The sequence below is a fragment of the Embleya sp. NPDC050154 genome, assembly GCF_044460165.1.
Classification (GTDB): domain Bacteria; phylum Actinomycetota; class Actinomycetes; order Streptomycetales; family Streptomycetaceae; genus Embleya.
In genome coordinates this window covers 1-23,065 of the sequence record NZ_JBITJP010000001.1, presented here as the reverse complement: position 1 = coordinate 23,065, position 23,065 = coordinate 1, and the positions used below count along the sequence as shown (strand labels likewise).

The window sequence follows — 23,065 nt, the reverse complement described above, 5'->3', positions numbered from 1 at the left end:
AAGCACGGGGTGCCGCGCTCGCCCCTCGGGGCGGGGGAACCGTCTCCCTCCTGCGAGGGAGGGTGGTCTCCGCCGAGGGGAGGTGGACCGATCCGGCCCCGATCGGTGCAGGATGGGCCATGCGCATTTCCGACGCCTGGCTGACCGTGGCATTCGTGGTCTGCGCGGCCTCGGTGACCGTGTTCATGCCGGCCGGTTCGCCCTATCGCGGCCCGGACGCGGCCGGCCTGGCACTGGCGGTCGCGGCGGCGGTCTGCCTGTGGTGGCGCCGGACCGCGCCGGTCGTGGTGGTCGTCGTCGCGTCGGTGCTGGTGGTGGTCAACTCGGTGGCGGGTTATGCCACCACGGTGACCCAGTGGCCCGCGTGGATCTCGCTGTTCACCCTCTTCTCGCTGCGCGGCGCGCTCGATCGATGGGTCGGCGCGGTGGCGGGGCTGGCCGCGGTGAGCGGCTACGTGTTGTCCGATCGCGAACCGGTCGGCGCGGTGGAGGTGTTCAGCCTGTTGGTGTGCTTCCTGATCGCCACCGTCACCGGCGACGCGGCGCGCAGTCGACGGGCCGCCACCACCGCCGAGCACGCCCGGGTCCGGGCCGAGGAACGCACCGAGTTGGCCCGTGAGCTGCACGACTCGATCGGGCACGCGGTGAACGTGATGGTCATGCAGGCGGGGGTCGGCCGCCGGGTGTTCGCGGCGGATCCCGCCTTCGCGCGCGAGGCGCTCGGCAACATCGAGAGCGTGGGCCGCGAGGCGCTCGGTGAACTCGACCGTCTGGTCCGGGTGATGCACGCGGCCGAGCCGGTGACGGACCTGACCGGCCTGGTCGATCGGGTCCGGGCCGCCGGACGGGAGCTGCGGCTGGACGCCGCGGAGGTCACGATGAGCGCCGGTGTCGCCCGGGCACTGCACCGGATCGTCCAGGAGGCGCTGACCAACGCACTGCGCCACACCGAGGCGGGCCGGATCGACGTGCACCTGGCCCAGGTCGGCGCCACCGTGGTGCTGGAGATCGTCAACCACGGCGGAAACCTTCGGATCGGCCGGCCAGGTCGCGGTCTGGCCAACATGCGCGAACGCGCCCGCCTGGTCGGCGGCGAGGTGGAGGCGGGCCCGATCCGCACCGGATTCCGGGTACGCGCGACCCTGCCCGCACAGGCGCCCTCGTGATCCGGGTCCTGCTGGCCGACGACGACGCGCTGGTCCGCGGCGGCCTGAAGGCGCTGCTTCGGGCCGAGCCCGGCATCGAGGTGGTGGGCGAGGCCGCGAACGGCGTCGAGGCGGTGCGCGCCGCGCTCGCGCTGAAACCCGACGTGGTGGTGATGGACATCCGGATGCCGGTCCGCGACGGGGTCTCCGCCACCCGCGACCTGATGGCCGCGCCGGATCGCCCGAGGGTCCTGGTGCTCACCACGTTCGACCTGGACGAGGTGGTGGACGACGCGATCACCGCCGGCGCGGACGGATTCCTGCTCAAGCGGGCCACCCCCGAGGAACTGGTCACGGCGATCCGCGCGGTCGCCGCCGGCGACGCGGTGGTGTCGCCGGCGGTGGCCCGCAGGTTGTTCGCCTCGCACGCCGCGCGGGTGGGTCCCGACCACGAGCGCGCGGCCCGGCTCACCGAGCGTGAGGCGGATGTGCTGCGGGCGATGGCGCTGGGCCTGTCGAACACCGAGATCGCCCGTTCGCTGCACCTGTCCGTGGAGACGGTCAAGACGCACGTCAAACACGTGCTGGCCAAGCTCGACGTGCGCGATCGCACCCAGGCCGTGGTGTGGGCCTACCGGACGGGCTTCGCCTATCGCGGCACGTCCACCGTCGTGGAGTGAACCGGGATCCCGTCCCCCGGGACGGGACCCGGGTGCGGGGCTGCGCCCGCAGGCGGAGCCCCGCACCCTTCTCGACCGCTACGCCGTGCCGGCCTTGGCCAGGATCGTGTCCGCGACGTGTCCGGGCACCGGTGCATACGAGTCGAACTCCATCGTGTAGCTCGCCCGACCCGAGGTCCGGCCCCGCAGGTCGCCCACGTAGCCGAACATCTCCGCGAGCGGCACCAGCGCGGCGACCACCTTGGCGCCGGAGCGCTCCGACATCGTCCTGACCTGTCCGCGACGGGCGTTGAGGTTGCCGATCACCTCACCGAGGTAGTCCTCGGGCGTGGTCACCTCCACCGCCATCATCGGTTCGAGCAGGGTCGGCGACGCCAGCCGCGCGGCCTCCTTGAAGGCCAGCGATCCGGCGATCCGGAAGGCCATCTCGGACGAGTCGACGTCGTGGAAGTCGCCGTCGAGCAGGGTGACCCGAAGTCCGGTGAGCGGGTAGCCGGCCAGCACCCCGAACTCCATCGCGGCCCGGCAGCCCGCGTCCACCGACGGGATGTACTCCTTCGGAATCCGCCCGCCGGTGATCTTGTCGACGAACTCGTAGCCGTCTCCCTCCAGTGGTTCGATCGCGATCCGGACCTTGGCGTACTGGCCCTTGCCGCCGGTCTGCTTCCGATAGGTGTAGTCGTGCCCGGGTACCGCCGCGCGCACCGTCTCGCGGTAGGCGACCCGTGGCCGGCCGACGTCGGCGGCCACGTCGAACTCCAGCCGCATCCGGTCGACCAGCACCTCCAGGTGCAGTTCGCCCATGCCCGATACGACGGTCTGGCCGGTGTCCCGGTCGGTCTTGACCCGGAACGACGGGTCCTCCTCGGCCAGGCGCTGGATGGCGGCGCCCAGCTTCTCCTGGTCGGCCCGGGACTTGGGCTCGATGGCCACCTCGATCACCGGGATCGGGAAGTCCATCGATTCCAGCACCACCGGGTGCGCCGGGTCGCACAACGTCTCGCCGGTGGTGGTCTGGCGCAGCCCCATCACCGCGACGATGTCGCCCGCGCCCACGGACGCGATCTCCTCTCGTTTGGCGGCGTGCATTCGGTAGATCTTGCCGACCCGCTCCTTGCGGCCCTTGACCGAGTTCTGCACCTGGTCGCCGGTGCGGAGCCGGCCCGAGTACAGCCTGATGAAGGTCAGCTTGCCCAGGTGCGGATCACTCGCGATCTTGAACGCGAGGGCCGCGAGCGGCTGTTCGTCCGAGGGCAGGCGGACGACCTCGGGCCGCGTCGGGTCGACCGCATGGCCCTCGATCGCCCGCACGTCCAGCGGGGACGGCAGGTAGCGTGCGACGGCGTCGAGCAGAGGTTGAACTCCCTTGTTCTTGAACGCTGTTCCACAGAGCACGGGGGTCACGGTGCGACCCTCGTGGAGACCGGAGGCGATGGTGATCCGGCGGATCGCGGCGTGCAACTGCGCCTCGGTGGGTTCCTCGCCCGCCAGGTACAGCTCCAACATCGCCTCGTCGTGTTCGGCCGCGGTCTCCAGCAGTCGGGCACGCCATTCGAGCGCGGTCGCGCGATGTGCGGCCGGGATCTCGACGTCCTCGTACGCCTCGCCGAGTCCGGTCTCGGCCGACCAAAGCAGGGCACGCATGCGCACCAGGTCGACGACGCCGCGGAAGTCGGCCTCGGCGCCGATCGGCAGTTGCAGCACCAGGGCCACCGCGCCCAGTCGTTCGCCGATCATCTCGACGCAGCGACGGAAGTCGGCACCGGTGCGGTCGAGTTTGTTGACGAAGCAGATCCGGGGCACCCGATAGCGGTCCGCCTGACGCCACACCGTTTCCGACTGCGGCTCGACGCCGGCGACCCCGTCGAAGACGGTCACGGCGCCGTCGAGGACGCGCAGGCAGCGCTCGACCTCGACGGTGAAGTCGACGTGGCCGGGCGTGTCGATGAGGTTGAGCCGGTGCCGCACACCCTCCAGTGTCCAGTCGCACGTGATCGCGGCGGACGTGATGGTGATGCCGCGATCGCGTTCCTGGGGCATCCAGTCCGTCGTGGTGGTGCCGGCGTGTACTTCGCCGATCCGGTGCGAGGCGCCCGTGTAGAACAGGATCCGCTCGGTGGTGGTGGTCTTGCCGGCGTCGATGTGGGCCATGATCCCGATGTTGCGGATGCCGGCGAGGTCGCGGGCGGTTCCGGTCATGACTGGTTCTTCTCTCCTGCTCGATGGATGGGTGGAGACGAATCCGGGCAGCCGCCATCGACCCGTGACCCCGTCGGCGAGGCCCGGCACCCGGCGGCGCCGCGTGCGGTGGGCGAACGGTACGAAGGGGAAACGGACTTCGTCGCATGGCAGGTGCGGTGCGGACGCAAGCGCAGACGCAGAGGCAGGCGCAAGCGCGGACACACAGGCAGGCGCAGGGGCCGCCGGGGCCGGTCGGGACACGACCGGGCACACCTCATCGACCCATGGGCGCACCGCGTGCAGCGGTCGACGACACCGGCGCGCGCCGTCGGGACGGCGTGGCGGTGTGGCCGGACCGGTGCGGCGCGGGGGCGCGGCATGGGGGCCGGTGAGGGTTCGACGTGCGCCGGCGAAGCCGGGACGAGCCGGGCTCAGCGCGGGGCGGCGGCCTTCGGGTCGGCTCGGTGGCGGCTGTGGCGTCGCGGGCCGGCGGGTGGGACGACGGGTGTCGTCCCCCTGGCTACCGGTGGCGAATCAGCCGCGAGGCGACCCGGAGCGATCGGGCCAACGGCCCTTCCACGGCTCCCGGTTCGACGTCGGACGCGCGCTTCGCGGCCGGGTGCCGAACGCGGGGCGCGGCGCTCCGATCCGCTTGCAGGTCACGTCCATGCGGCCACCATAGATCGACAACTCCGGGGCGGTCACCTGGATTTCCGGAGGGACCGGCCGAGGGGCCCGCGGGTGGGGAGGGTGATGGGTCGGCAGGCGGTTCCCGCACCCGCCGTCGGGCCGGGGCGTGCCGGTGTCGGATCGGGCTCGCCCACAGGAGAGCGGGCGAGGAAGCGTGCCGCACAGGGCGGCGAGGGCGCCCCGGTTGCCCGGTCAGGTGGCGGTCGGACCCACGGTCGGCGCCCGATCGCCCCCGGACGGGCCGCGGCGAACCGGTCGAGCGGCAGCGCGCAGGCGGCGGCACATCGGGTCATGCCGGGTCACGCCGAGTCGTGCGGGCGTCGCGCGATGTGGTCGAGTTCGGCGAAGTCGGCGTGTTCGAGCGCGGATGTGGGCAACAATGCGCGCAACGGCGGGCCCGGGAGGACGGACTCGGCGACGACACGGTTCGGGCGGGGCGCGCGTGGGTCCACCCGTCCCGGTGCGGACGGCTACGGGGGGCGGCGTGGAAGCGGAACTGATGACGCTGGCGACATCCGGCGCGACCACGATGGTGGGCCTGATGGTCTCCGAGTCCTGGGCTCAGGCCCGGGCCCGGATCGCCACCCTGTTCGGTCACGGGGATCCGGCCCGAGAGACCGAGATCGAGGAGGACCTCGAACTCTCGCAACGCGAGTTGATCGTGGCTCGGGACACCGGCGACGACCTGGTGGCGGCGGACATCGAGGCCGAGTGGCGGACCAGGCTGCGTCGACTGCTGCGGGAGGATCCGGTCGTGGCGGCGGAACTGCGCGCGCTGCTGGACGAGTTGGCCCCGGCGGGAGAGGGCGGGTCGGGCGCGGTGCACAACACGATCAGTGGCGGGACCCAACTCGGTCCGGTCGTCCAGGGCCGGGACTTCGACAGATTGACCTTCAACGCGCCCGGAATCCCGCCATCGGTCGATCGGGACCCGGGCGGTCCGGGAGCGCGCCCCTGATCGAGGTCGCCGGATCGATCGGTGACGTGGTGCGCACCGGCCGTTGTCAAGACCGAGTGGGCCCGGTCCGCGCCGCCGTCTCGCCGCGCGCGGCGGGCCCGGGCGTACCAGGGTGGGATGTGGCGGCCTCGTGGCCCGTGCCACCCGCCGCACCGCAATCGCCAGGATGTCGAGGACCTCGAGATGAACGACTCCCACGACCACGACCACGACCACGGTCTCGGCTCCGGCCGATGGATCACCGTGCCGACCGGCGACGGTCCGATGCGGGTCTACGCGGCACACCCGCAGGGCCCCGACGGCGGCCACGACAACCCCACCGCCCGAGTCGCCGGTGCCGTCGTGGTGCTCCAGGAGGCGTTCGGAGTCAACGAGCACATCCGGGACATCACCCGCCGGTTCGCCGCCCGCGGCTACCTGGCCCTGGCACCCGACCTCTTCCATCGCAACGGGGTGCGTACGCTCGACTACGAACAGCGCGCCGAGGCGATGTCGCTGATCGACGCGATCGGCCCGGCGGCGATCGCCCTCGACATCCGCGCGGTGTTGGCCCACCTCGCCGAGCACGAGTCGATCGGCACCGGCCGCACCGCACTGGTCGGCTTCTGCTTCGGGGGCCGGGCCGCGTTCACCGCGGCCACAGCGATCGCCGGCCTCGCCGGCACCGTGGTCTTCTACGGAACGGGCATAGCCTCGGGGCCGCACGCCGTACTGGGCCGGGCCAAGTACCTGGACGCACCGCTCCTGCTGCACGTGGGCGCCGAGGACTCGACCATTCCCGCACCCCGGGTCGAGGCGATCGACGAAGCGCTGCGCGCGGCCGGCGCGAACTTCGAGAGCCACGTGTACCCGGACGCGGGTCACGCCTTCGCGTGCGAGGCCCGCCCGCAGCTGTACCGTGCCCGGGCCGCCGAGACCGCGTGGGCCCGTACGTACGCCTTCCTCGATCGCCGACTGCCCGTGATCGGCTGACCGCGCCGAGCCGTCCCTACAGGCCCATCCGGGCCACCTGGGCGGACAGTTCGGCGGCCGCGGCGCAGACGGCCGCGACGTACTCCGGCACCCGATCGTCGGAAACCCGGTGCGACAGCGCGGCGATGCTCACCGCGGCCACGACGGCGCCGTCCTCGCGGCGCACGGGGGCGCCGATGCCCAGCACGTCCGGGTCGAGTTCACCGCGCGCCACCGTGTACCCCTCGGCGCGGATGTCGGCGAGGCGTCCGCGCAGTTCGTCGGGATCGGTGACGGTGGCGTCGGTGAAACGGGGGAGCGGGCGGGCGAGCAGTCGCTCCACCTCGGCGTGATCGGCCCAGGCCAACAACGGCAGCGCCGCGGCGCCGGCGTGGACGGGCAGTACCTGACCGCGCTCGTAGGACAGGCGCAGCGTGTGTGTCGCCTCCTCGCGTTCGAGGCACACCACCGCCTCGCCGGCCCGCCGGGTCAGCAGCACCGGCTGGCCGACCGCGCGGGCCAACCCGCGCATCAACGGCCGGGCCAGGTCGGACAGCCCGACCCCCTTGCGGGCCAGCCGGGCCAGGTCCAGCACCCGCGGCCCGAGCCGGAAACCGGAGCCGCCGTCGTTCTCCTCCAGGAACCCGTTGGCGGTCAGGCTCTGCAGGTAGCGGTACGCGGTGGAACGGGCGACGCCCAGGTGTTCGGCGACCTGGTTCGCGGACACCGCGAGTCGCTCCTCGTCGAACAGCAGGAGGATGTCCAAAGCGCGATCCGCGGTGGAGTTGCGCCCGCGGTAGGCCTGGCCATTTCCTGTTTCCCGGGGAATGGTTCCTGACATGCGAAAACGGTATCAGCGGGGGCGCCGGCCGCGGCCCGCCGAACTCCCCGCCGCGCCGGTCCCGGTCGGTTGGAGCGGCCGGATCGGCGATTGCCCGGAACGGGGCGAGCCGGTCGGCGCGCGCCGGGTCAGCCCTGTGCGGGCAGGGACTGCTCCGCCCAGATCGTCTTGCCGTCACCCGTGTAGCGGGTGCCCCAGCGCTGGGTGAACTGGGCGACCAGGAACAGCCCGCGCCCGCCCTCGTCGGAGGTGCGCGCGTGGCGCAACCGGGGGCTGGTGCTGGTGGCGTCGGACACCTCGCAGATCAGCGTGGCGTCGCGGATCAGCCGCAGGCGGATCGGCCCCGAGGCGTACCGGATCGCGTTGGTGACCAGTTCGCTGACCACCAATTCGGTGGTGAACGCGATGTCGTCCAGTCCCCACTCGGCGAGTTGCCGTCCGGCCAGCGTGCGCGCCTCGGCGACGATGGCCGGATCGGCGGGCAGGTCCCAGGACACCACCTTCGAGGAGTCGAGCGTGCGGGTGCGCGCGACGAGCAGTGCCACGTCGTCCCGCGGCGGATTGTGCGACAGGGTGCCCAGGACCGAGCGACACAGCTCGTCCAACGGTCGGTCGGGGTCGGCCAGCGACGCGCACAGTCGGTCCATCCCGAATTCCACGTCCCGATCGCGCGTCTCGACCAGACCGTCGGTGTAGAGCACCAACAGGCTGCCCTCGGGCAGTTCGAACTCGGCCGATTCGAACGGCAGGCCGCCCAGGCCCAGGGGCGGTCCGGCGGGCAGGTCGAGGAACTCCACCGCGCCGCCGGGCCGGACCAGAGCGGGCGGCGGGTGCCCGGCGCGCGCGATCGTGCACACCCGGCCGACCGGGTCGTATACCGCGTACAGGCAACTGGCGCCCAGCGCGGTGGTGTCCACGCCGCCCTCGCCGATGCCCTCCTCGTCGACGAACCGGATGACCAGGTCGTCGAGGTGGGCGAGCAACTCGTCCGGTGGCATGTCCAGATCGGCCAGCGTGTGTACGGACGCGCGCAACCGGCCCATCGTCGCCGCGGCGTGCGTGCCGTGCCCGGCCACGTCGCCCACCACCAGCGCGACCCGCGCCCCGGACAGTGGGATCACGTCGAACCAGTCGCCGCCGACCCCGGCCCGGTCGTCGGCGGGCAGGTAGCGACTGGCCACCTCGACCGCGGTCTGTCGAGGCAGCCCGTGCGGCAGCAGGCTGCGTTGCAGGGCCAGTGCGGCGGCGTGCTCGTGGGTGAAGCGGCGCGCGTTGTCGATGCACACGGCGGCGCGCGAGACGAACTCCTCGGCCAGGATCAGGTCGTCACCCTCGAACGGGTCGGGGGTGTCCCGGCGGAAGAAGTGCGTCACGCCCAGGATGGTGCCGCGGGCCCGGATCGGGACCACCATCATCGAGTGCAGACCCACCGTGCGGGTCCGGTCCGTGGACACCGTGTCCTCGGCCAGCCAGGGCAGGATCTCCGGGTCCAGGACCGGTTCCAGGACCGCCTTGCCGTCGACCAGGCAGCGGGCGCCGGGGGAGTTGGGGGCCACCGGGGCGGGCTCGCCGATCCGGGCGATCGACTCGGCCAGGTTGCCGCCCGCCCCGGCCGCCGCACCGTCGCGCCCCTCGCGGGCCGAGCGCTGGCCGAGCCGGATCAGCTCGGGGTTGTCCCGGCGGACCGGGCCCGGCGCCGGCTCGACTCCGCTGAGCACCGGCTCCAGCAGGTCGACCGCGACGAAGTCGGCCAGGTCGGGGACCGCGACGTCGGCGAGTTCCTGCGCGGTGCGCGCGACGTCCAGGGTGGTGCCGATCCGCGCGCCGATGTCGCTGAGCAGCGCGAGCCGCTGCCGGGCCCGCCACCGGTCGGTCACGTCGATCACGAGGTAACACACCCCGGCCGGCGCCCCCGCGCCGTCCTCCAGCCGGAAGAACGAGGTCGAGTACGCGTGCACGTGGTCGGGATCGCTCGCGGTGCGGCCCTGGTACTCGTGGTCGATCAGCGGGACGCCGGTCTCCAGCACGTCGCGCATGACCGCCTCGATGGTCTCGGCCGGCAGGCCGGGCAGCACCTCGCTTATCCGCCGACCCAGCCGCAGCGCGCGCGGGATCCCACCGCTGCGTTCCAACTGGTCGTTCAGCCACACGCAGCGCAGCTCGCGATCGACCACCGCCATGCCGATGGGTGCCCGGTTGAGCAGGTGGTCGAGCAGCGCCCGGTCCGCGCCCCAGGGCACGGCGGACGCGTCGGCACCGCCATCGTCGGCACCGGCGGTGTGGGGTGTGCCCATCAAGCCCTCCTGTTCCTCCTCTTCCATGGTCGCGCGTTTGCCGCTCAGCGCAGATCGGCCGCCGCTCCCGGGTCCGTGCCGGTTCCGGCCGACCCCGGCGGCCCGTCCCGGGGCGCCGGCCAACGGGTCAGCAGTACGGCCACGTCGTCGGCCCGCTCGGTCAACCTGCCCGCGTCGCGCAGCATTCGATCCGCGAGCTCGGCCAGGCTCGCGTCGGCGGCGCGCGACAGGGACGCGCGCATGCGGTCGATGCCCAGGTCCAGGTCGGCGCCGACGTCCTCGACGAGGCCGTCGGTGTACAGCGCCAGGACCGAGCCGGGATCCAGGGCCAAACGGGTCACCGGGTACTCGGCGGCCCGATCCACCCCGAGCAGGGTGCCGCCGGCCAGCTCGAGCACCGTGGTCCGCCCGTCCGGGCCGCGCAGCAGCGGCGGCGGATGACCCGCCCGCACCGCCTCGGCCGTGCCGTGGGCCGGGTCCAGTTCGATGTAGCAGCAACTGGCGAACAGGCCGGTGTCCAGATCGGCGAGCAGCCGGTTGGTGCACCGGACCACTTCGTCGGGCCGCTGCCCGCCGGTGGCGAACGCCCTTACCGCGCTTCGCAGTTGACCCATGATGCCGGCCGCGGCCACGCTGTGCCCCTCGACGTCGCCGATCACCAGGACCACCCTGCTCCCGGTGTCGATCACGTCGTACCAGTCGCCGCCGATCTCCATGCCCTGAGTGCCGGGGAGGTAGCGGGCGACCACCTCCAGGTTCGGCAGATTCGGCAGCCGGTGCGGGAGCAGCGCGTGTTGGAGACCGCGGGCGAGGGCGAATTCCGCGTCGTAGAGCCGGGCCCGCTCCAGTGCCTGGGCGATCAGGCCGCTCAGCGCGGTGAGCACCGAGCGCTCCTCGGGGGTGAACGCGTGCCGCCGGTCGAAGCCGAGGATGCAACTGCCCACCGGGCGGTCCGAGGCGATCAGCGGCAGGAACGCCCACGCGGACATCTCGTCGAGCGGGATGCCCGGATACGCCGCGGACAGCTCCTCCGCCGATTCGAAGAAGATCGGCACGCCCTGGGTGAGCGCCTCGACGCCGGGCAGCGCGGCGTCGAGTCGTACGCCCTCGAACCGGTCCAGGAAGCCCTCGGGATAGCCGGTCTGCAGGGCCAGGAAGAAGCGCTTGTCTTGGACGATGTAGACGGCCAGTTCCCGGCCGCCGAACGCGGGCAGGATCTGGTCGGCGACCACCTCGCACACCTCGCCCACCGACACGGCCTCGGTGAGCGCGCCGGCCATCTGGAGCACGTGGTAGATCGCGCCGAGCCGGGGTGGCGCGGCCTCGGTGTCCACCCGGGTCGCCTCGCCGCCGACCGTGCCCCCCGCACCCGGCGGCGCGCCCACCGGGACCACCTTGCCGGTCAGGCCGTACGGGTCCGGATACAGCGAGAAGGCCAGCCAGCGGTCGCGCGGGGTGCGGGCCAGGAAGGATCCGGGCTGTTGGGACAACATCGCCGCCCGATAGCGGTCCTCGTAGGAGGGGTCGGCCAGCCACGGCAGCGCATCCCACGGGGTGCGGCCCAGCACGTCCTCCACCGCGACGCCGAGCAGGTCCGCGAGGTTGCGGCTGGCGTAGGTGATCCGGCCCTCGGGGTCGAGCGAGAACACGCCGTCGCGCAGCCGCTCCACCGCCTCGGCCGCCGCCGCCCCGGTGCCCAGGTCCAACACCGCGCCCACCAGGTGCCGCGCCCGACCGGCGACCTCGTCGTCGGGCACCCGCCCCCACACCTCCAGGGGGCGGTTGGCGCCGTCGGGGCCGGTCACCTGGAGTCGCCAGGCGAGTACCCGGCCGGTGCGCACGGCCTGCTGCGCGGCCTCGCGGAACTCGCGCCCGCCGCCGGAGACCACCCGGGCGGCCAGCGTCGTCGCGCGTCGATCGAAGCGGGCCGGGTCGACGCCGAACAGCTCGCACAGTTCCTCGTCGGCGTCGAAGTCGCCGGTGGCCACATTCCAGTCGAACAGGCCGACCCGGATCAGCGGGAAGGTGTTGGCGGGCAGCAGCGTCACCGTCGGCGGGCCGTCGTACTCGATGCGCGCGCCGCGGTCGGCCCGTGCGCCCAGCGCGTTGCCCAGCCGCTTGGCCGCCGCGCGCAGTCCTCGGCGCCGGGAGGCGGGCAGGCCCCGGCCGGGCGAGGCGGGCCACATCACCGTCACCACGCCGAACGTCTCGGTGCCCGCACGCACCGGCGCGGACGCGGACGCGTAGGCGTACGGCATGCCCAGCGCCAGTTGCGGGAAGCGCCGCATGGTGTCGCCGTCGTCGGCGAGGAAGACCGTGTGCCCGGTGCGGTACGCCTCGGGGGCGGGCAGCGCGCCGGTCACCGGGACTCGGCTCCACGGGCCGAGCAGCGACACGGCCAGCCCGGCGACCTTGGCCAGTACCAGCGAGCGCCGATCGGGCGAGCGCAGGTAGACCACCCCGGCGTAGGCGCCGGTGGCCCGCACCGCCATGTCCAGCGAGGTCGAGCACTCGGCCAGGATCGCGTCGGGCTCCTCGTGGCGATCGGCCTCGGTCCGCAACGCGCGAAGGGGATGGGAACCGGGTCCGGGCACGGTTCCGGTCATGGGCGCCACCCACGTCCGTGGGCCGGGCGTCTTTCCACCGTGCGGCGCGGCGGCCGCTCCGCTGCTTGCGCGCGCATAGTCTCGGAGTACGCCTGCGCGCAGCCGATGTCAAACGGGCGCAATCGTGGTGAGACAGGCATATCGCCGAGTGTGGCACGGGTGCGGTGACGGACCGCGACGGGCGCCGCACGGTGGGGCATACGGGTGAAATCAAGGCGGGGCGGCGCGTGTCGCCGGTGGGGCGATGTGTGGGCGCGTCACGGTCGAAATGTCCCGTCTTCAGGTGATTCGACGATCCGTCGTCCACCCTCCCCGTGGAGTGCCATTGTGATGCCATCCCCCAGCCCCAGTCCGTCCCCCCGCCTACGGCGGCTGACCGTCGCCGCGATCGCGGCGGGCGCCGCCACGTTCGCCGGTGCCGGCACGACGCACGCGCTCCCGATGGCACCCGGGGACAACGGAGACGTGAAGGTGCACAAGAGCACCACTTCGCCGACGAACCAGAGCAACGAGCCCAAGGTGTGCCAGTTCCACCTGGCGGCCTTCAACTTCGACGGACTCCAGGCGGTCACGTACACGATCGCCGCGCAGCCGGCCGACGGCAACGGGACCGTGCTCGGCGGCAACATCACCCTCGCGGCGGACGGGACCGGGCACACCTCGACGCTGTCGCTGCCGAACGGGCAGTACAAGCTGGTGTGGACCTTCGAGGGCGAGCAGGGGGCGGGCAAGCAGAAGGTGTTCCAGGTCGATTGCCCGAACGGCACCACCAACGGCGGGACCACGAGCGGCAGCACCGGCGGGCGGCCGGTGGGCAGCGTCAACGCCGGTGGCGGCGGTGGTAGTTCGCAGGTCGACACGGGTGAGGTGACGGCCGGCCTGCTGGTCGGGGGCGGGGCCCTCGGTGGCTTCGGCTTCTACCTCCACCGTCGTCGCCGGGCCACCGGCGATGGGTCGAACTGAACCCAGGCCGGCGCACCGCAAGCGTCGCTCCGGCCCGTTCGCGGCCGGAGCGACCGCGTTGGCGCTCGTCGTCGGACTGTGGCTGGTACAGCACGGAACCGGTGACGGCACGGTCGAGCGGCCGCCGGCTCCCGTCTCGGACGTGGCGCCCGCTCGCGCCCGCGTCCCGAACGACGCGGGACACCGGGTGGACGTCACCCCGATGTCGGCGTCGGTGGCCACCCGGATCAAGATCCCGTCGATCGGCGTCAACGCGCCGATGAGCCCGCTGGGCATCGGTCCGGACCACCGGCTGGCCACGCCCCCGGTGGGCAACAAGAATTTGGTCGGCTGGTATCGCGACGGCGTCGCCCCCGGCGCCCGAGGAAACGCGATCACCGTGGGCCACGCGGACACCCGCTCGGGCCCGGCGGTGTTCTTCAAGCTCGGCCTGCTCCGGGTGGGCGATCGCATCGAGGTACAACGGCGGGACCGACACACCGCGGTCTTCTCCGTCGACGCGGTCCGGTCCTACCCGAAGGACGACTTCCCGGACGACGTCGTCTACGGCCCGACCGACGCCGCCGAGCTGCGGGTGATCACCTGCGGCGGTCGCTACGACAAGCACACGGGCTACGCCGCGAATGTCGTCGTCTTCGCGCACCTGACGGGCAGCCGCTGAGATATCCCGGGGGCTGCTCGATACGCCCGCGACGCCCGACCCGCACCCGCCTTCGCGCGGGGCGGGATCGGCGCGGGCGTATCGGCCCGGCCGCCGCCCCGGGCTCGGGTCGTCCGAGTCCCGGGCGGCGGCCGAGGAGCCGAGCCCGCCCGGACTCGGCGCGGGTGCCCGTGCGGCGGCGGGGTCGGGGCGGACGCGAATCGACCGTCAGGCGTTCGCGGCGCGGAACCAGGCGACGGTGCTCGCGATCGCCTCCGCGTGCGGGGTCGCGGGCAGCGGTCCGAAGGTCCCGGTGAACTTGGTGGAGTCGACCACGAACGGGCGGTCGTGCTGGTACCAGGTCTCGCCGAGGGCGCGCACGGTCGGATTCACCAGGCCGAGCACGCGCTGCATGGTGCGGCTCACCGAGGCGGACTTGTCCGGGCCGCCCGACTCGGCGAAGACCAGATCGAGGAACCGCCGCCCGGTCAGCGGCTCGGCCGTGGGGATGTGCCACACCTGTCCGTCCGCCCGCGCGTCCTCGCCGAGCAGGACCAGACCCTTGGCGAAGTCGGGGAGGTAGCTGAACGAGTGCGGCTGGTCCAGGGGCCCCACCCAGCGCGCGACCTTGCCCCGCACCGCCGCGCCGAACACGGTCTCGCCGACCGTGGTGTCGACCCCGCGCGGGCCGTAGTAGTCGGACGCGCGCCCGATCGCCACCCGCAGCTCGCCGGCCTCGTGCGCGGCCGGCAGCGAGCGCGCCATCGCGGCCCGGACCCGGCCCTTGGGATTGCTCGCGGCGGACGGCATGTCCTCGGTCATCGGCGCGCTCACCGGCCCGTACGCGAACAGGTTGTCCGCGAAGACCAGCTTGGCCCCGGCGGCCGCCGCGCCGCCGCGGATCGCGTCGGTCATCCGCGGAAACTCGCTCACCCACGCGGTGTAGGCCGGAGCCGCGCAGTGGTAGACCACGGCGGCGCCGGCGCAGGCCGCCTTCGCACCGTCGGTCGTGGCGATGTCGCCGCGTCGGACCTTGACGCCGTCGGGAACGGTGAGCGCGCCACCTGATGTTCGGCCGCCCGATCGCCGACTACCGTCCCGACGAGGCGGATCTGGCCCGGATCCAGGGCACCTTCGAGACCCTGGTGCGCGCCGTCGAGCGCTGCGTGGCCGCCGGCCGGTTCGCGCCGACCGATCCGTACGACACGGCCACCCATCTCAGCGCCCTGGTGCACGGCCTGGCCGGCCTGGAACTGCGCGGCGCGCTGGGCGACGAGGAACGGGCCGAGCACCAATGGCGGGTCGCGCTGGAGGCGGCGTGCCGAGGCCATCGCGCGACACCCGGAGCCGTCGTGTCGGCGGCCGACGCGTCCGGCTGACGTCGGATCGGATCTCCCCGGCCGGCGCTCGCGCCGAAATCCGCTCGCCGTTGTCGGTGCGCTTGCCTACGCTCGTGCCATACCACGCGACGACACCTCGGGGGAACCCTCATGAGCATGCCGAACTACACCCAGGACCCACTGGTTCGACTCGACCGCCACCGGATCGAGTTCACCACCTACCCCGGAGACCACGCCGCACTCGGCTTCGTCGCCACCCGCGCGACCTGCTCGTGCGGTACGTGGGCCTCGAACCGCCCGTGGGAGCGCGGCGATCACCTGCGCGCGTTCGGTCGGCACATGAACGACGTCCAGGTGATCGCGCACACCGTGCCCCGCGAGTACGAGCAACTCGCGGTGGTGCCGCTGCGCTGCGTGGACGCCGACCGGGCCGCGGCCGTGGTCCGCGACTGGCCGGAACCACAGGACGCCGAACACGGGTTGTTCCGGCGCGAGGGGACCGTGTTCATCGCCTACCGGGACGGCGAGTTCCCGTGCTCCGTCGCGGTCTGGGCGCATCTGCGAGGCCACGTGAGCGACGTGTACGCCGGGCGCCTGTTGCGTGACGTGTCCTGACCGATCCGGCCGGCCGCAACGCACGGGTAGGCTGAGACCATGATTTGACGCCTGCCCGGCTGCCGGGCACCCCCATCACCTCCTTCGTACCCGTGAGAATCCGGAACCCACGAAGGAGAAACCCGATATGAGTACGTCGATTTCCGTCGGCGTTCCCGCCGCTTTCGCCCGCTCCTACGGCCGCCAGGGCGCCCACGCCCTGGCCTGGCTCGACGCGCTGCCGAGGCTGGCCGCGGACACCCTGGATCGCTGGTCGCTGCGGCCGGACGGCCCCGCCGGGCACGGCATGGCCGCGCTGGTGCTGCCGGTGACCCGCGCGGACGGCACACCGGCGGTGCTGAGACTCCAGCAGCCCACCGAGGACAACGCCGGTGTCGCGCTCGGTCTGCGGACCTGGAACGGCGACGGCGTCGTGCGGCTGCTCGACCACGACCCGGACGACGGCACCATGCTGCTCGAACGACTGGACGCGACCCGGTCGTTGTCGTCGGTGCCCGATGACGACGACGCGATGCGAACCCTCGCCGAGTTGATGGCACGCCTGGTGGCGGTGCCGGCGCCGGCGGGCCTGCGGCACCTGGCGGACATCGCCTCGGCCATGCTCGACGAGGTGCCGCGTGCGGTGCCGGCCCTGCGCGACCCGGCCGAACAACGCCTGGTGCGCACCTGCGCGGGCGCCGTCGCCGAATTGATCGGCGAACCCGGCGACCGGTTGCTGCACTGGGACCTGCACTACGACAACGTCCTCGCCGCGGCGCGCGAACCCTGGCTGGTGATCGATCCCGAACCGCTGGCCGGCGACCCGGGGTTCGAGTTGTGGCCGGCGCTGGACAGCCGATGGGCGGACGCGGTGGCCGGCGGTGACGTGACCCGCACGGTGCTCCGCCGCTTCGACCTGTTGACCGAGGTCCTGGACCTGGATCGGCGGCGGGCGACCGGGTGGACGCTCGGCCGGGTGCTCCAGAACGCGCTGTGGGACATCGAGGACGGCGAGACCGCGCTGAACCCCGCGCAGGTCGCCGTGGCGGAGGCGCTACTGGGCAGATGACGCGCGGCCGTGGATGGGCGCCCCGGTGCGCGGGGTCCTCGGCGCCCATCGCCGGGGTGGGGCCGCACCTGCGGGCCCGCCGTACCGTCTCCGCTCGGGGTCGGTACGGCGGGCGAGGGCGGTGCCGGGGCTATCGGTTCGCGGCCGGGCCGACGATCGGGTCCGACCGGAACGGGCCGTCCAGGGCCGCCCATTGGAGCAGCATGATGGTCTTCGCATCGGCGATGGAGCCGTCCCGGATCATCGCGAGCGCGTCGGCGAAGGGAAGTTCGAGGACGCTGATGTCCTCGCCCTCGGCGGTGATCCCGCCGCCGGCGTCGGTGGCGGTCCCCGAGCCATAGGGCGCGGCGAAGAAGTGCACGCGTTCGGTGACCGAGCCGGGGCTCATGTAGACGGCGAAGACGTACTCGGGTTTGCCGACGGTGTGTCCGGTCTCCTCCGCCGCCTCGCGCCGGATGGCCTCCTCGGCGCTGTCGCCGTCGAGCAAGCCGGCGGCGGTCTCGATCAGCATCCCGTCGGGGTGCCCGTTGACGTAGGCGGGCAGGCGGAACTGGCGGGTGAGCAGCACGGTGCGGCGATCGGCGTCGTAGAGCAGGATCGTGGCGCCGTCGCCCCGGTCGTAGTTCTCACGCTGCTCACGACTCCAATGCCCGTCGGCGTGTCGGTAGTCGAAGGTGGTCTTGCGCAGTACGTACCAGTCGCAGGCCAGTACCTCGACGTCGCGGATCCGCACCCTCGGGTTGCCGGTCGGGTCGCGGCCGTACCGGTCCAGTCCGGTACGGCCGCGACGGTCGGGGATGTCGATGCCCTCGATCATCGGTTGCCCGGCCGGGGCATCACAGGTGCGACGGGTCGTGCTCATGGTGGTGTCTCCTTGCGTCGGACGGCCCGGCGGCGGGCCGGGGGCCGCGTGGGCGGGAGCCGACCCGGCTCGGGAGCGCGCGGGTGCCGGGCTCGCGCGGGGCCGCCGACGGGGGGACGCGTGATCGAACAGGGTCATGGGGGAATGATCGCTCGGCGTCGGGTGGGATGAGTGCGTCGGGGCCTCCGGCGGCTGGGGGACCGGATCGACTCCCTGGCCCGAGTCGTCCCCCACCGACCTCGACGCCCGATCATTGCCGACGCCGCTCGTTACACACGGTGCGGAGAGGTCACGGAAAGTTTTTTCGGGGAGCTGTCGATTCGGTCGTTGCCCGTTCGTCGTCATGGTGTGCGGCAGGGTGCCGGGCGAGGATGTGAAGGACGAACGGGAGTCGGACATGAAGTACATGTTGTTGATTCACAGTGGAGCGATCGACGCGGACGGCGGCGCCGAGGGGTGCACCGTCGAGGACTGGATGAGCTACGACAAGGAGGTCAAGGACGCGGGGATCTTCGTGTCCGGGGAGTCGTTGGCGGATCTGATCACCGCGACGACCGTTCGGGTCGGGCCGACGGGTGAGCGGACGGTGACGGATGGACCGTTCGCCGAGACGCGCGAGGTGCTCGGTGGCATCTACGTGATCGACGTGCCGGATCTGGATGTCGCGCTCGACTGGGCCGCGCGTTGTCCCGGTGCGCGTGGTGGTGGGTCGATCGTGGTGCGGCCGATCGCCGACTTCGACGCCTGACGGCCCGAGGCTGAGGGCGGACGGCGATGAATGAGCGAGCAGCCGATGCCGGGTGGCCCGCGGGCGCGGCCGGGCACGGAGCCGAGGATGTCGGTCGGGGGTCGGGGGACGGGGCGGTGGGCGCGTCCGTCGAGTCGGTGTTCCGGGAGGAGCGAGGTCGGCTGCTCGCGTCACTCGCGCGCCGATTCGGTGATCTCGACCTGGCCGAGGAGGTGGCTTCCGAGGCGATCGAGGCCGCGCTGGTGCACTGGCCCGTCGACGGCGTGCCGGACCGGCCCGGGGCCTGGCTGCTGACCACGGCGCGCCGTCGTGCGGTGGATCGGCTGCGGCGGGACCGGACGTACGCCGCTCGGCTGGCCGTGTTGCAGGTGGAGGCGGATCGGGCCGATCCCGCGCCGCCGCCGGAGGCGGACGCCGACCTGCCCGACGACCGGCTGCAACTGTTCTTCACCTGTGCCCACCCCGCGCTGCCCGCCGAGGATCGCGGCGCGTTGACGCTGCGCTGCCTGGCCGGGCTGACCACGCCCGAGGTGGCCCGGGCGTATCTGGTGCCGACGGCGACGATGGCCCAGCGGATCGTCCGGGCGAAGAAGAAGATCCGCGAGGCGCGGATCCCCTTCCGGGTACCCGGCGCGGACGAGTTGCCGGAGCGCCTGCCCGGCGTGCTCCAGGTGGTCTATTCGATCTTCACCGAGGGCTACGCGGCCAGCTCCGGACCGCGGTTGCAGCGGCTCGACCTCGCGGAGGAGGCGATCCGGCTGGCCCGGATCCTGCGTCGGCTGTTGCCGGCCGAACGCGAGGTCGCCGGGCTGCTCGCGCTGATGCTGCTCACCCACGCGCGCCGCGCGGCGCGGACCGATCCGGACGGCAACATCGTGCTGCTCGACGACCAGGACCGCGGACGGTGGGACCGGTCGATGATCGAGGAGGGTCGGGGCCTGGTGGTGGCCGCGCTGACCGGTGGGCCGGCCGGGCGGTACGCGGTGCAGGCCGCGATCGCCGCGCTGCACGACGAGGCCGCGGACGTCGCGACCACCGACTGGCCGCAGGTGGTGGCGCTGTACGACGTGCTGCTCGTGCTCACCCCCTCGCCGATCGTCGCGCTGAACCGGGCCGCGGCGGTGGCGATGCGGGACGGCCCGGCGGCGGGTCTGGCGTTGCTGGACGAGTTGGCGGGTGAGCCGAGACTGCGCGGCTATCCCCCGTACCCGACCGCGCGGGCGGATCTGCTGGGTCGACTCGGCCGCTTCCCCGAGGCGGCGGCGGCCTACCGCGAGGCGCTGGAGTTGGCCGGCACGGAACCCGAACGGGCACACCTGCGGCGCCGGTTGAGCGAAGTCGAGCCGGTCCCGGGACCCGAGCAGGTCGAGCCGCCCGAACCGCCCGGGTCGGGCGAGCGGTCCGGCTCGGACACGGCCGGCGATCGCTGACGGTCGAGGTCGTCACCACACCCGCGACGACACCTGTACGACAACGACATGACCCGAGGAGAGCCGGACATGGACCGCGACGAAATTCTTGCCTGGGTACGGGACGAACGACTGAGCCTCGCCGACTTCCTCGACACGCTCGACGCGGACGACTGGCGGGTGACCTCGCTCTGTTCCGATTGGACGATGCACGAGTTGGCCGCGCACCTGACCACGTCGACGCGTACGACGCTGAGAAGCATGATCAAGGGCGCGATCCGGGCCCGGGGCGACTTCGACCGGATGACCGCCGACGAGGCCCGGGAGCTGGCCGCCAGGTTCACTCCGGCGGAACTGATCGCCCAAGTCCGCGAGACGGCGGGCTCGGCCCGCCGCGCACCGCTGGCGGCGCCGCTCGACCCGCTCGTCGACGTGCTGGTGCACGGGCAGGACGCCGCGCGACCGCTGGGCCGGGTCCGGGAGATGCCGACGGAGCGGGCCCTGGCGGCCCTGGGCCACGTGCTGTCCAGCCCGTTCTACGGCGCCCGGAAGCGCTGCCGGGGCACGCGCCTGGTGGCCACCGACGCGGAGTGGTCGGCGGGTACCGGCCCCGACGAGGTACGCGGCCCGACCGCCGATCTGCTTCTCCTGGCCACGGGCCGTCCGGCCGGCCTCACGGGCGTCTCCGGCCCGGGCCGCGCCAGGATCGCGAGTGCGCTGTAGGGCACGGCCTTCGGGCATGCGGCCGTCCGGCATGTCTTCGGCGGTGCTCGGTGCCGGGGGAGTTCGGATGCGAAGGTGGGTCGATGACTCTCTCGGTGGTGTGGCGGCGCATGGCGAGGTGGCGGTGAGCGAGGCGGAGGAGCGGTTGGCTCGGGTCGCCCGGGGATGGGACGCGGCGGCCGAGGGGTACGACAACTATTTCGTGCCCCGGTTCGCGCCCTGGGTGCGCACGGCGGTGGCGGGTGTCGGCGGTGCGTCGCTGCCGGAGGGGCCGATTCTGGTGCCCTGCTGTGGGACGTTTCCCGAGCTCGACGTGCTGACGGAGGATTTCGCGGAGCGCGAGATCGTCGGCATCGACCTGGCCCCGGCCATGGTTCGGCGGGCCCGCGAGCGGGCCGCGGGTCGGCCTCGGGTCGGTGTGGTCGAAGGCGATGCCACGTTGCCGGCCGCCCGGTGGTCGGGCCGATGCGCGGCGGTGGTGTCGGTGTTCGGCCTGCAGGCGCTCGCCGAGCCCGAACTCGCGATGGCGTCCTGGGCGGCGGCGCTTCGCCCGGGCGGGCGGCTCTCCGTGGTGTTCTGGCCCGAGCGTACGGAGACCGACGGGCCGTTCGCGCTGATGAGCGACGTGATCCGGGCGCACGTGCCGCCGGGGGACCGCTCCTGGGAGGGGCGACTCGCGGACGTGTTGGCGGCGCGAGGCGCGGTGATCGAGCGGGACGAGTATCCGGCGTACCGGATGTCGCACGCGGACGCGCCGACCTTCTTCGACGCCTTCACCCGGTCCGGGCCGCTGCGCGTGCTCGCCATGGAGCGCGGAGACGAGTTCGTCGCGCGAGTGCGTGCGGAGTTCCTCGGGCGGGCTCCGGCCGGCGTCTGGCACCATCGGCCGCGCGCCCGGCTGATCGTCGCCCGCGGCTGACCCAGGGGCCCCGGGACGGTCGGTCGCAGCCGGCGCCATGGGGCGCCGGCGCTACTCGTCGGTGTCGCCGAGGAATTCCATGCCGTCGAGGACGGTCACCACGACGACCACCATGACCCCGCGCAGTACGCCGTACTCGATGAGCAGCGCCGAGGCGACCATCGCCTGACGGGTGTCGTCGTCGGGGCCGATGGGGGCGGACGCCTTGGTGTACGGATCGCGGGCCAGGACCCGGAGCGCCTTGGTGAGCTGCTCACGGCGCTCGGGCGGGAGCGAGTCGCGTACGGCGGCGGCCGTTTCCGTGTACTCCACGCGGTACGGGCCGCTCGGGTGCGCCTTCACGGTGCCCTCCCTTCCCCTGGCGTTCCGGTCCTGAGGGGACGGTAGCCGGTGCTCGACGCGGAGACCAGATCGGGGCGGGGCGAGGGGGTGGAATCCGGGTCGGTGCTCCTCGATCGTCGGTTGTCGGACATCGCCGCGCCGTGGGGTGCGCCCGGACGCGCGATCGGTGGTCGGCGAGACGGGTTCGGGATCCGGTGTCGGTGGGCGTGGCCTCTGGCGGAGATACCGACCAGTCGGTACCTTCATGGGGTCGCGGGTTCGGTGCCGCCAGCCGCTCGTACTCGCACCGGTTCCGCTCCCACCAGCCGCACTCGGGGCCGGTCGCACATAGGCCGGTCACACTCACAGCAGGGATGCCGTCATGCCCGAAGCAGTCATCGTCTCGACCGCTCGCTCGCCGATCGGGCGTGCGTTCAAGGGTTCGTTGAAGGACGTCCGGCCGGACGACCTGGCCGCCATGATGGTTCGGGCCGCGTTGGACAAGGTCCCCGGTCTGGACCCGCACGACATCGCCGACCTGATGCTCGGCTGTGGCGGGCCCGGCGGCGAGCAGGGCTTCAACATGGGCCGCAATGTCGCGGTCATGCTGGGCATGGATCACCTGCCCGGAACCACCATCACCCGTTACTGCTCGTCCTCGTTGCAGACCACGCGCATGGCGATGCACGCGATCAGGGCGGGGGAGGGCGACGTGTTCGTGTCGGCCGGTGTCGAGTCGGTCTCCCGGGCCGCGCTCAAGGGCAGCAGCGATTCGCTTCCCGACACCCACAACCCGCTGTTCGTACCGGCCGAACAGCGCTCCGCCGAGCGGTCCGGCGCCGCCACCCCGGACTGGATCGACCCACGCGAGGAGGGTCTGCTCCCGGACGTGTACATCGCGATGGGCCAGACCGCCGAGAACCTCGCGCGGCTCAAGCGCGTCTCGCGGGCGGAGCAGGACGAGTTCGCGGTGCGCTCGCAGAATCTCGCCGAGCGGGCGATCGCCGACGGCTTCTGGGCCAAGGACATCACCCCCGTCACGCTCGCCGACGGCACCGTGGTGGCCAAGGACGACGGCCCGCGCGCGGGCACCACGCTGGAGGGCATCTCCGGGCTCAAGCCGGTCTTCCG

The 23,065-nt window shown here is 72.8% G+C and carries 19 protein-coding genes and 2 pseudogenes; 14 read left to right on the top strand and 7 right to left on the bottom strand.

The genetic code is table 11. The annotated features are described in order from the left end of the window. Positions 1–119 precede the first annotated feature (119 nt). The gene (locus tag ACIBSV_RS00105) at positions 120–1,166 is read left to right on the top strand and encodes a sensor histidine kinase (RefSeq protein ID WP_395858589.1); all 1,047 of its coding nucleotides are present in this window, start codon (positions 120–122) and stop codon (positions 1,164–1,166) included. Beyond that, entirely contained in the window at positions 1,163–1,825 is a 663-nt protein-coding gene (locus ACIBSV_RS00100) for a response regulator (RefSeq protein ID WP_395858588.1), read from the top strand. Before ACIBSV_RS00105 ends, ACIBSV_RS00100 begins: the two co-directional genes overlap by 4 nt. 78 nt (positions 1,826–1,903) lie before the next feature. Here the strand turns inward: ACIBSV_RS00100 and fusA are convergent, their stop codons facing one another. Continuing rightward, positions 1,904–4,024, bottom strand: a complete 2,121-nt coding sequence (fusA, locus tag ACIBSV_RS00095; protein WP_395858587.1) for an elongation factor G — start codon at positions 4,022–4,024, stop codon at positions 1,904–1,906. Positions 4,025–5,180: 1,156 nt separating this feature from the next. Here fusA and ACIBSV_RS00090 point away from each other — a divergent pair. Beyond that, complete coding sequence (locus ACIBSV_RS00090; protein WP_395858586.1) at positions 5,181–5,654, top strand: hypothetical protein; 474 nt, start codon at positions 5,181–5,183, stop codon at positions 5,652–5,654. A 183-nt stretch (positions 5,655–5,837) separates the two neighbouring features. Beyond that, positions 5,838–6,626, top strand: coding sequence for a dienelactone hydrolase family protein (locus tag ACIBSV_RS00085; protein ID WP_395858585.1), 789 nt, complete (start codon positions 5,838–5,840; stop codon positions 6,624–6,626). A gap of 16 nt (positions 6,627–6,642) precedes the next feature. On the opposite strand, the gene ACIBSV_RS00080 is transcribed toward ACIBSV_RS00085, so the two are convergent. From ACIBSV_RS00080 to ACIBSV_RS00070, 3 genes are all read right to left on the bottom strand, one after another. Beyond that, positions 6,643–7,446, bottom strand: a complete 804-nt coding sequence (locus tag ACIBSV_RS00080; protein ID WP_395858584.1) for an IclR family transcriptional regulator — start codon at positions 7,444–7,446, stop codon at positions 6,643–6,645. Between the two features lie 128 nt (positions 7,447–7,574). Then, positions 7,575–9,740 (bottom strand): SpoIIE family protein phosphatase, encoded by a 2,166-nt coding sequence (locus tag ACIBSV_RS00075; protein WP_395859301.1) that lies wholly within the window; start codon positions 9,738–9,740, stop codon positions 7,575–7,577. A gap of 44 nt (positions 9,741–9,784) precedes the next feature. Further along, positions 9,785–12,346, bottom strand: coding sequence for a SpoIIE family protein phosphatase (locus ACIBSV_RS00070; RefSeq protein ID WP_395858583.1), 2,562 nt, complete (start codon positions 12,344–12,346; stop codon positions 9,785–9,787). Between the two features lie 330 nt (positions 12,347–12,676). On the opposite strand from ACIBSV_RS00070, the gene ACIBSV_RS00065 reads away from it, so the two are divergent. Together ACIBSV_RS00065 and ACIBSV_RS00060 are read left to right on the top strand one after the other, a co-directional pair. Next, positions 12,677–13,309, top strand: coding sequence for a hypothetical protein (locus ACIBSV_RS00065; RefSeq protein ID WP_395858582.1), 633 nt, complete (start codon positions 12,677–12,679; stop codon positions 13,307–13,309). Further along, the gene (locus ACIBSV_RS00060; protein ID WP_395858581.1) at positions 13,296–13,970 is read left to right on the top strand and encodes a class F sortase; all 675 of its coding nucleotides are present in this window, start codon (positions 13,296–13,298) and stop codon (positions 13,968–13,970) included. Before ACIBSV_RS00065 ends, ACIBSV_RS00060 begins: the two co-directional genes overlap by 14 nt. Before the next feature lie 207 nt (positions 13,971–14,177). On the opposite strand, the pseudogene ACIBSV_RS00055 reads toward ACIBSV_RS00060, so the two are convergent. Further along, positions 14,178–15,002 (bottom strand): annotated as a pseudogene (locus ACIBSV_RS00055) (NAD-dependent epimerase/dehydratase family protein); the annotation flags it as partial. 14 nt (positions 15,003–15,016) lie between these two features. Here ACIBSV_RS00055 and ACIBSV_RS00050 point away from each other — a divergent pair. The 3 genes from ACIBSV_RS00050 to ACIBSV_RS00040 all read left to right on the top strand — a co-directional run bounded on the left by ACIBSV_RS00050 (position 15,017) and on the right by ACIBSV_RS00040 (position 16,952). Further along, complete coding sequence (locus ACIBSV_RS00050) at positions 15,017–15,328, top strand: TetR-like C-terminal domain-containing protein (RefSeq protein ID WP_395858580.1); 312 nt, start codon at positions 15,017–15,019, stop codon at positions 15,326–15,328. A 111-nt stretch (positions 15,329–15,439) separates the two neighbouring features. Beyond that, complete coding sequence (locus ACIBSV_RS00045) at positions 15,440–15,904, top strand: hypothetical protein (protein ID WP_395858579.1); 465 nt, start codon at positions 15,440–15,442, stop codon at positions 15,902–15,904. Positions 15,905–16,031: 127 nt separating this feature from the next. Beyond that, positions 16,032–16,952, top strand: coding sequence for an aminoglycoside phosphotransferase family protein (locus ACIBSV_RS00040; protein WP_395858578.1), 921 nt, complete (start codon positions 16,032–16,034; stop codon positions 16,950–16,952). A gap of 130 nt (positions 16,953–17,082) precedes the next feature. Here the strand turns inward: ACIBSV_RS00040 and ACIBSV_RS00035 are convergent, their stop codons facing one another. After that, positions 17,083–17,769: an NUDIX domain-containing protein gene (locus ACIBSV_RS00035; RefSeq protein WP_395859300.1), complete on the bottom strand. Its 687-nt coding sequence runs from the start codon at positions 17,767–17,769 to the stop codon at positions 17,083–17,085. A gap of 442 nt (positions 17,770–18,211) precedes the next feature. Here ACIBSV_RS00035 and ACIBSV_RS00030 point away from each other — a divergent pair, with 442 nt between their 5' ends. From ACIBSV_RS00030 to ACIBSV_RS00015, 4 genes are all read left to right on the top strand, one after another. Continuing rightward, the gene (locus ACIBSV_RS00030; RefSeq protein ID WP_331770639.1) at positions 18,212–18,562 is read left to right on the top strand and encodes a YciI family protein; all 351 of its coding nucleotides are present in this window, start codon (positions 18,212–18,214) and stop codon (positions 18,560–18,562) included. Positions 18,563–18,588: 26 nt separating this feature from the next. Beyond that, positions 18,589–19,992 (top strand): RNA polymerase sigma factor, encoded by a 1,404-nt coding sequence (locus ACIBSV_RS00025; RefSeq protein ID WP_395858577.1) that lies wholly within the window; start codon positions 18,589–18,591, stop codon positions 19,990–19,992. A 69-nt stretch (positions 19,993–20,061) separates the two neighbouring features. Beyond that, positions 20,062–20,694, top strand: a complete 633-nt coding sequence (locus tag ACIBSV_RS00020; RefSeq protein WP_395858576.1) for a maleylpyruvate isomerase family mycothiol-dependent enzyme — start codon at positions 20,062–20,064, stop codon at positions 20,692–20,694. Between the two features lie 124 nt (positions 20,695–20,818). Continuing rightward, a complete protein-coding gene (locus ACIBSV_RS00015; RefSeq protein ID WP_395858575.1) occupies positions 20,819–21,613 on the top strand; it encodes a class I SAM-dependent methyltransferase in 795 nt (264 codons plus the stop codon). Between the two features lie 51 nt (positions 21,614–21,664). Here ACIBSV_RS00015 and ACIBSV_RS00010 read toward each other — a convergent pair whose 3' ends face one another. Further along, positions 21,665–21,955: a hypothetical protein gene (locus ACIBSV_RS00010; RefSeq protein ID WP_331770636.1), complete on the bottom strand. Its 291-nt coding sequence runs from the start codon at positions 21,953–21,955 to the stop codon at positions 21,665–21,667. 361 nt (positions 21,956–22,316) lie between these two features. On the opposite strand from ACIBSV_RS00010, the pseudogene ACIBSV_RS00005 reads away from it, so the two are divergent. Beyond that, positions 22,317–23,065 (top strand): annotated as a pseudogene (locus ACIBSV_RS00005) (acetyl-CoA C-acyltransferase); the annotation flags it as partial.

Coding starts and splice junctions, on each gene's coding strand:
- ACIBSV_RS00105 (WP_395858589.1), top strand. CDS start 120: ATGCGCATTTCCGACGCCTGGCTGACCGTGGCATTCGTGGTCTGCGCG.
- ACIBSV_RS00040 (WP_395858578.1), top strand. CDS start 16,032: ATGAGTACGTCGATTTCCGTCGGCGTTCCCGCCGCTTTCGCCCGCTCC.
- ACIBSV_RS00030 (WP_331770639.1), top strand. CDS start 18,212: ATGAAGTACATGTTGTTGATTCACAGTGGAGCGATCGACGCGGACGGC.
- ACIBSV_RS00035 (WP_395859300.1), bottom strand. CDS start 17,769: ATGATCGAGGGCATCGACATCCCCGACCGTCGCGGCCGTACCGGACTG.
- ACIBSV_RS00020 (WP_395858576.1), top strand. CDS start 20,062: ATGGACCGCGACGAAATTCTTGCCTGGGTACGGGACGAACGACTGAGC.
- ACIBSV_RS00065 (WP_395858582.1), top strand. CDS start 12,677: ATGCCATCCCCCAGCCCCAGTCCGTCCCCCCGCCTACGGCGGCTGACC.
- fusA (WP_395858587.1), bottom strand. CDS start 4,024: ATGACCGGAACCGCCCGCGACCTCGCCGGCATCCGCAACATCGGGATC.
- ACIBSV_RS00025 (WP_395858577.1), top strand. CDS start 18,589: ATGAATGAGCGAGCAGCCGATGCCGGGTGGCCCGCGGGCGCGGCCGGG.
- ACIBSV_RS00045 (WP_395858579.1), top strand. CDS start 15,440: ATGAGCATGCCGAACTACACCCAGGACCCACTGGTTCGACTCGACCGC.
- ACIBSV_RS00080 (WP_395858584.1), bottom strand. CDS start 7,446: ATGTCAGGAACCATTCCCCGGGAAACAGGAAATGGCCAGGCCTACCGC.
- ACIBSV_RS00060 (WP_395858581.1), top strand. CDS start 13,296: ATGGGTCGAACTGAACCCAGGCCGGCGCACCGCAAGCGTCGCTCCGGC.
- ACIBSV_RS00070 (WP_395858583.1), bottom strand. CDS start 12,346: ATGACCGGAACCGTGCCCGGACCCGGTTCCCATCCCCTTCGCGCGTTG.
- ACIBSV_RS00075 (WP_395859301.1), bottom strand. CDS start 9,740: ATGGGCACACCCCACACCGCCGGTGCCGACGATGGCGGTGCCGACGCG.
- ACIBSV_RS00085 (WP_395858585.1), top strand. CDS start 5,838: ATGAACGACTCCCACGACCACGACCACGACCACGGTCTCGGCTCCGGC.
- ACIBSV_RS00050 (WP_395858580.1), top strand. CDS start 15,017: ATGTTCGGCCGCCCGATCGCCGACTACCGTCCCGACGAGGCGGATCTG.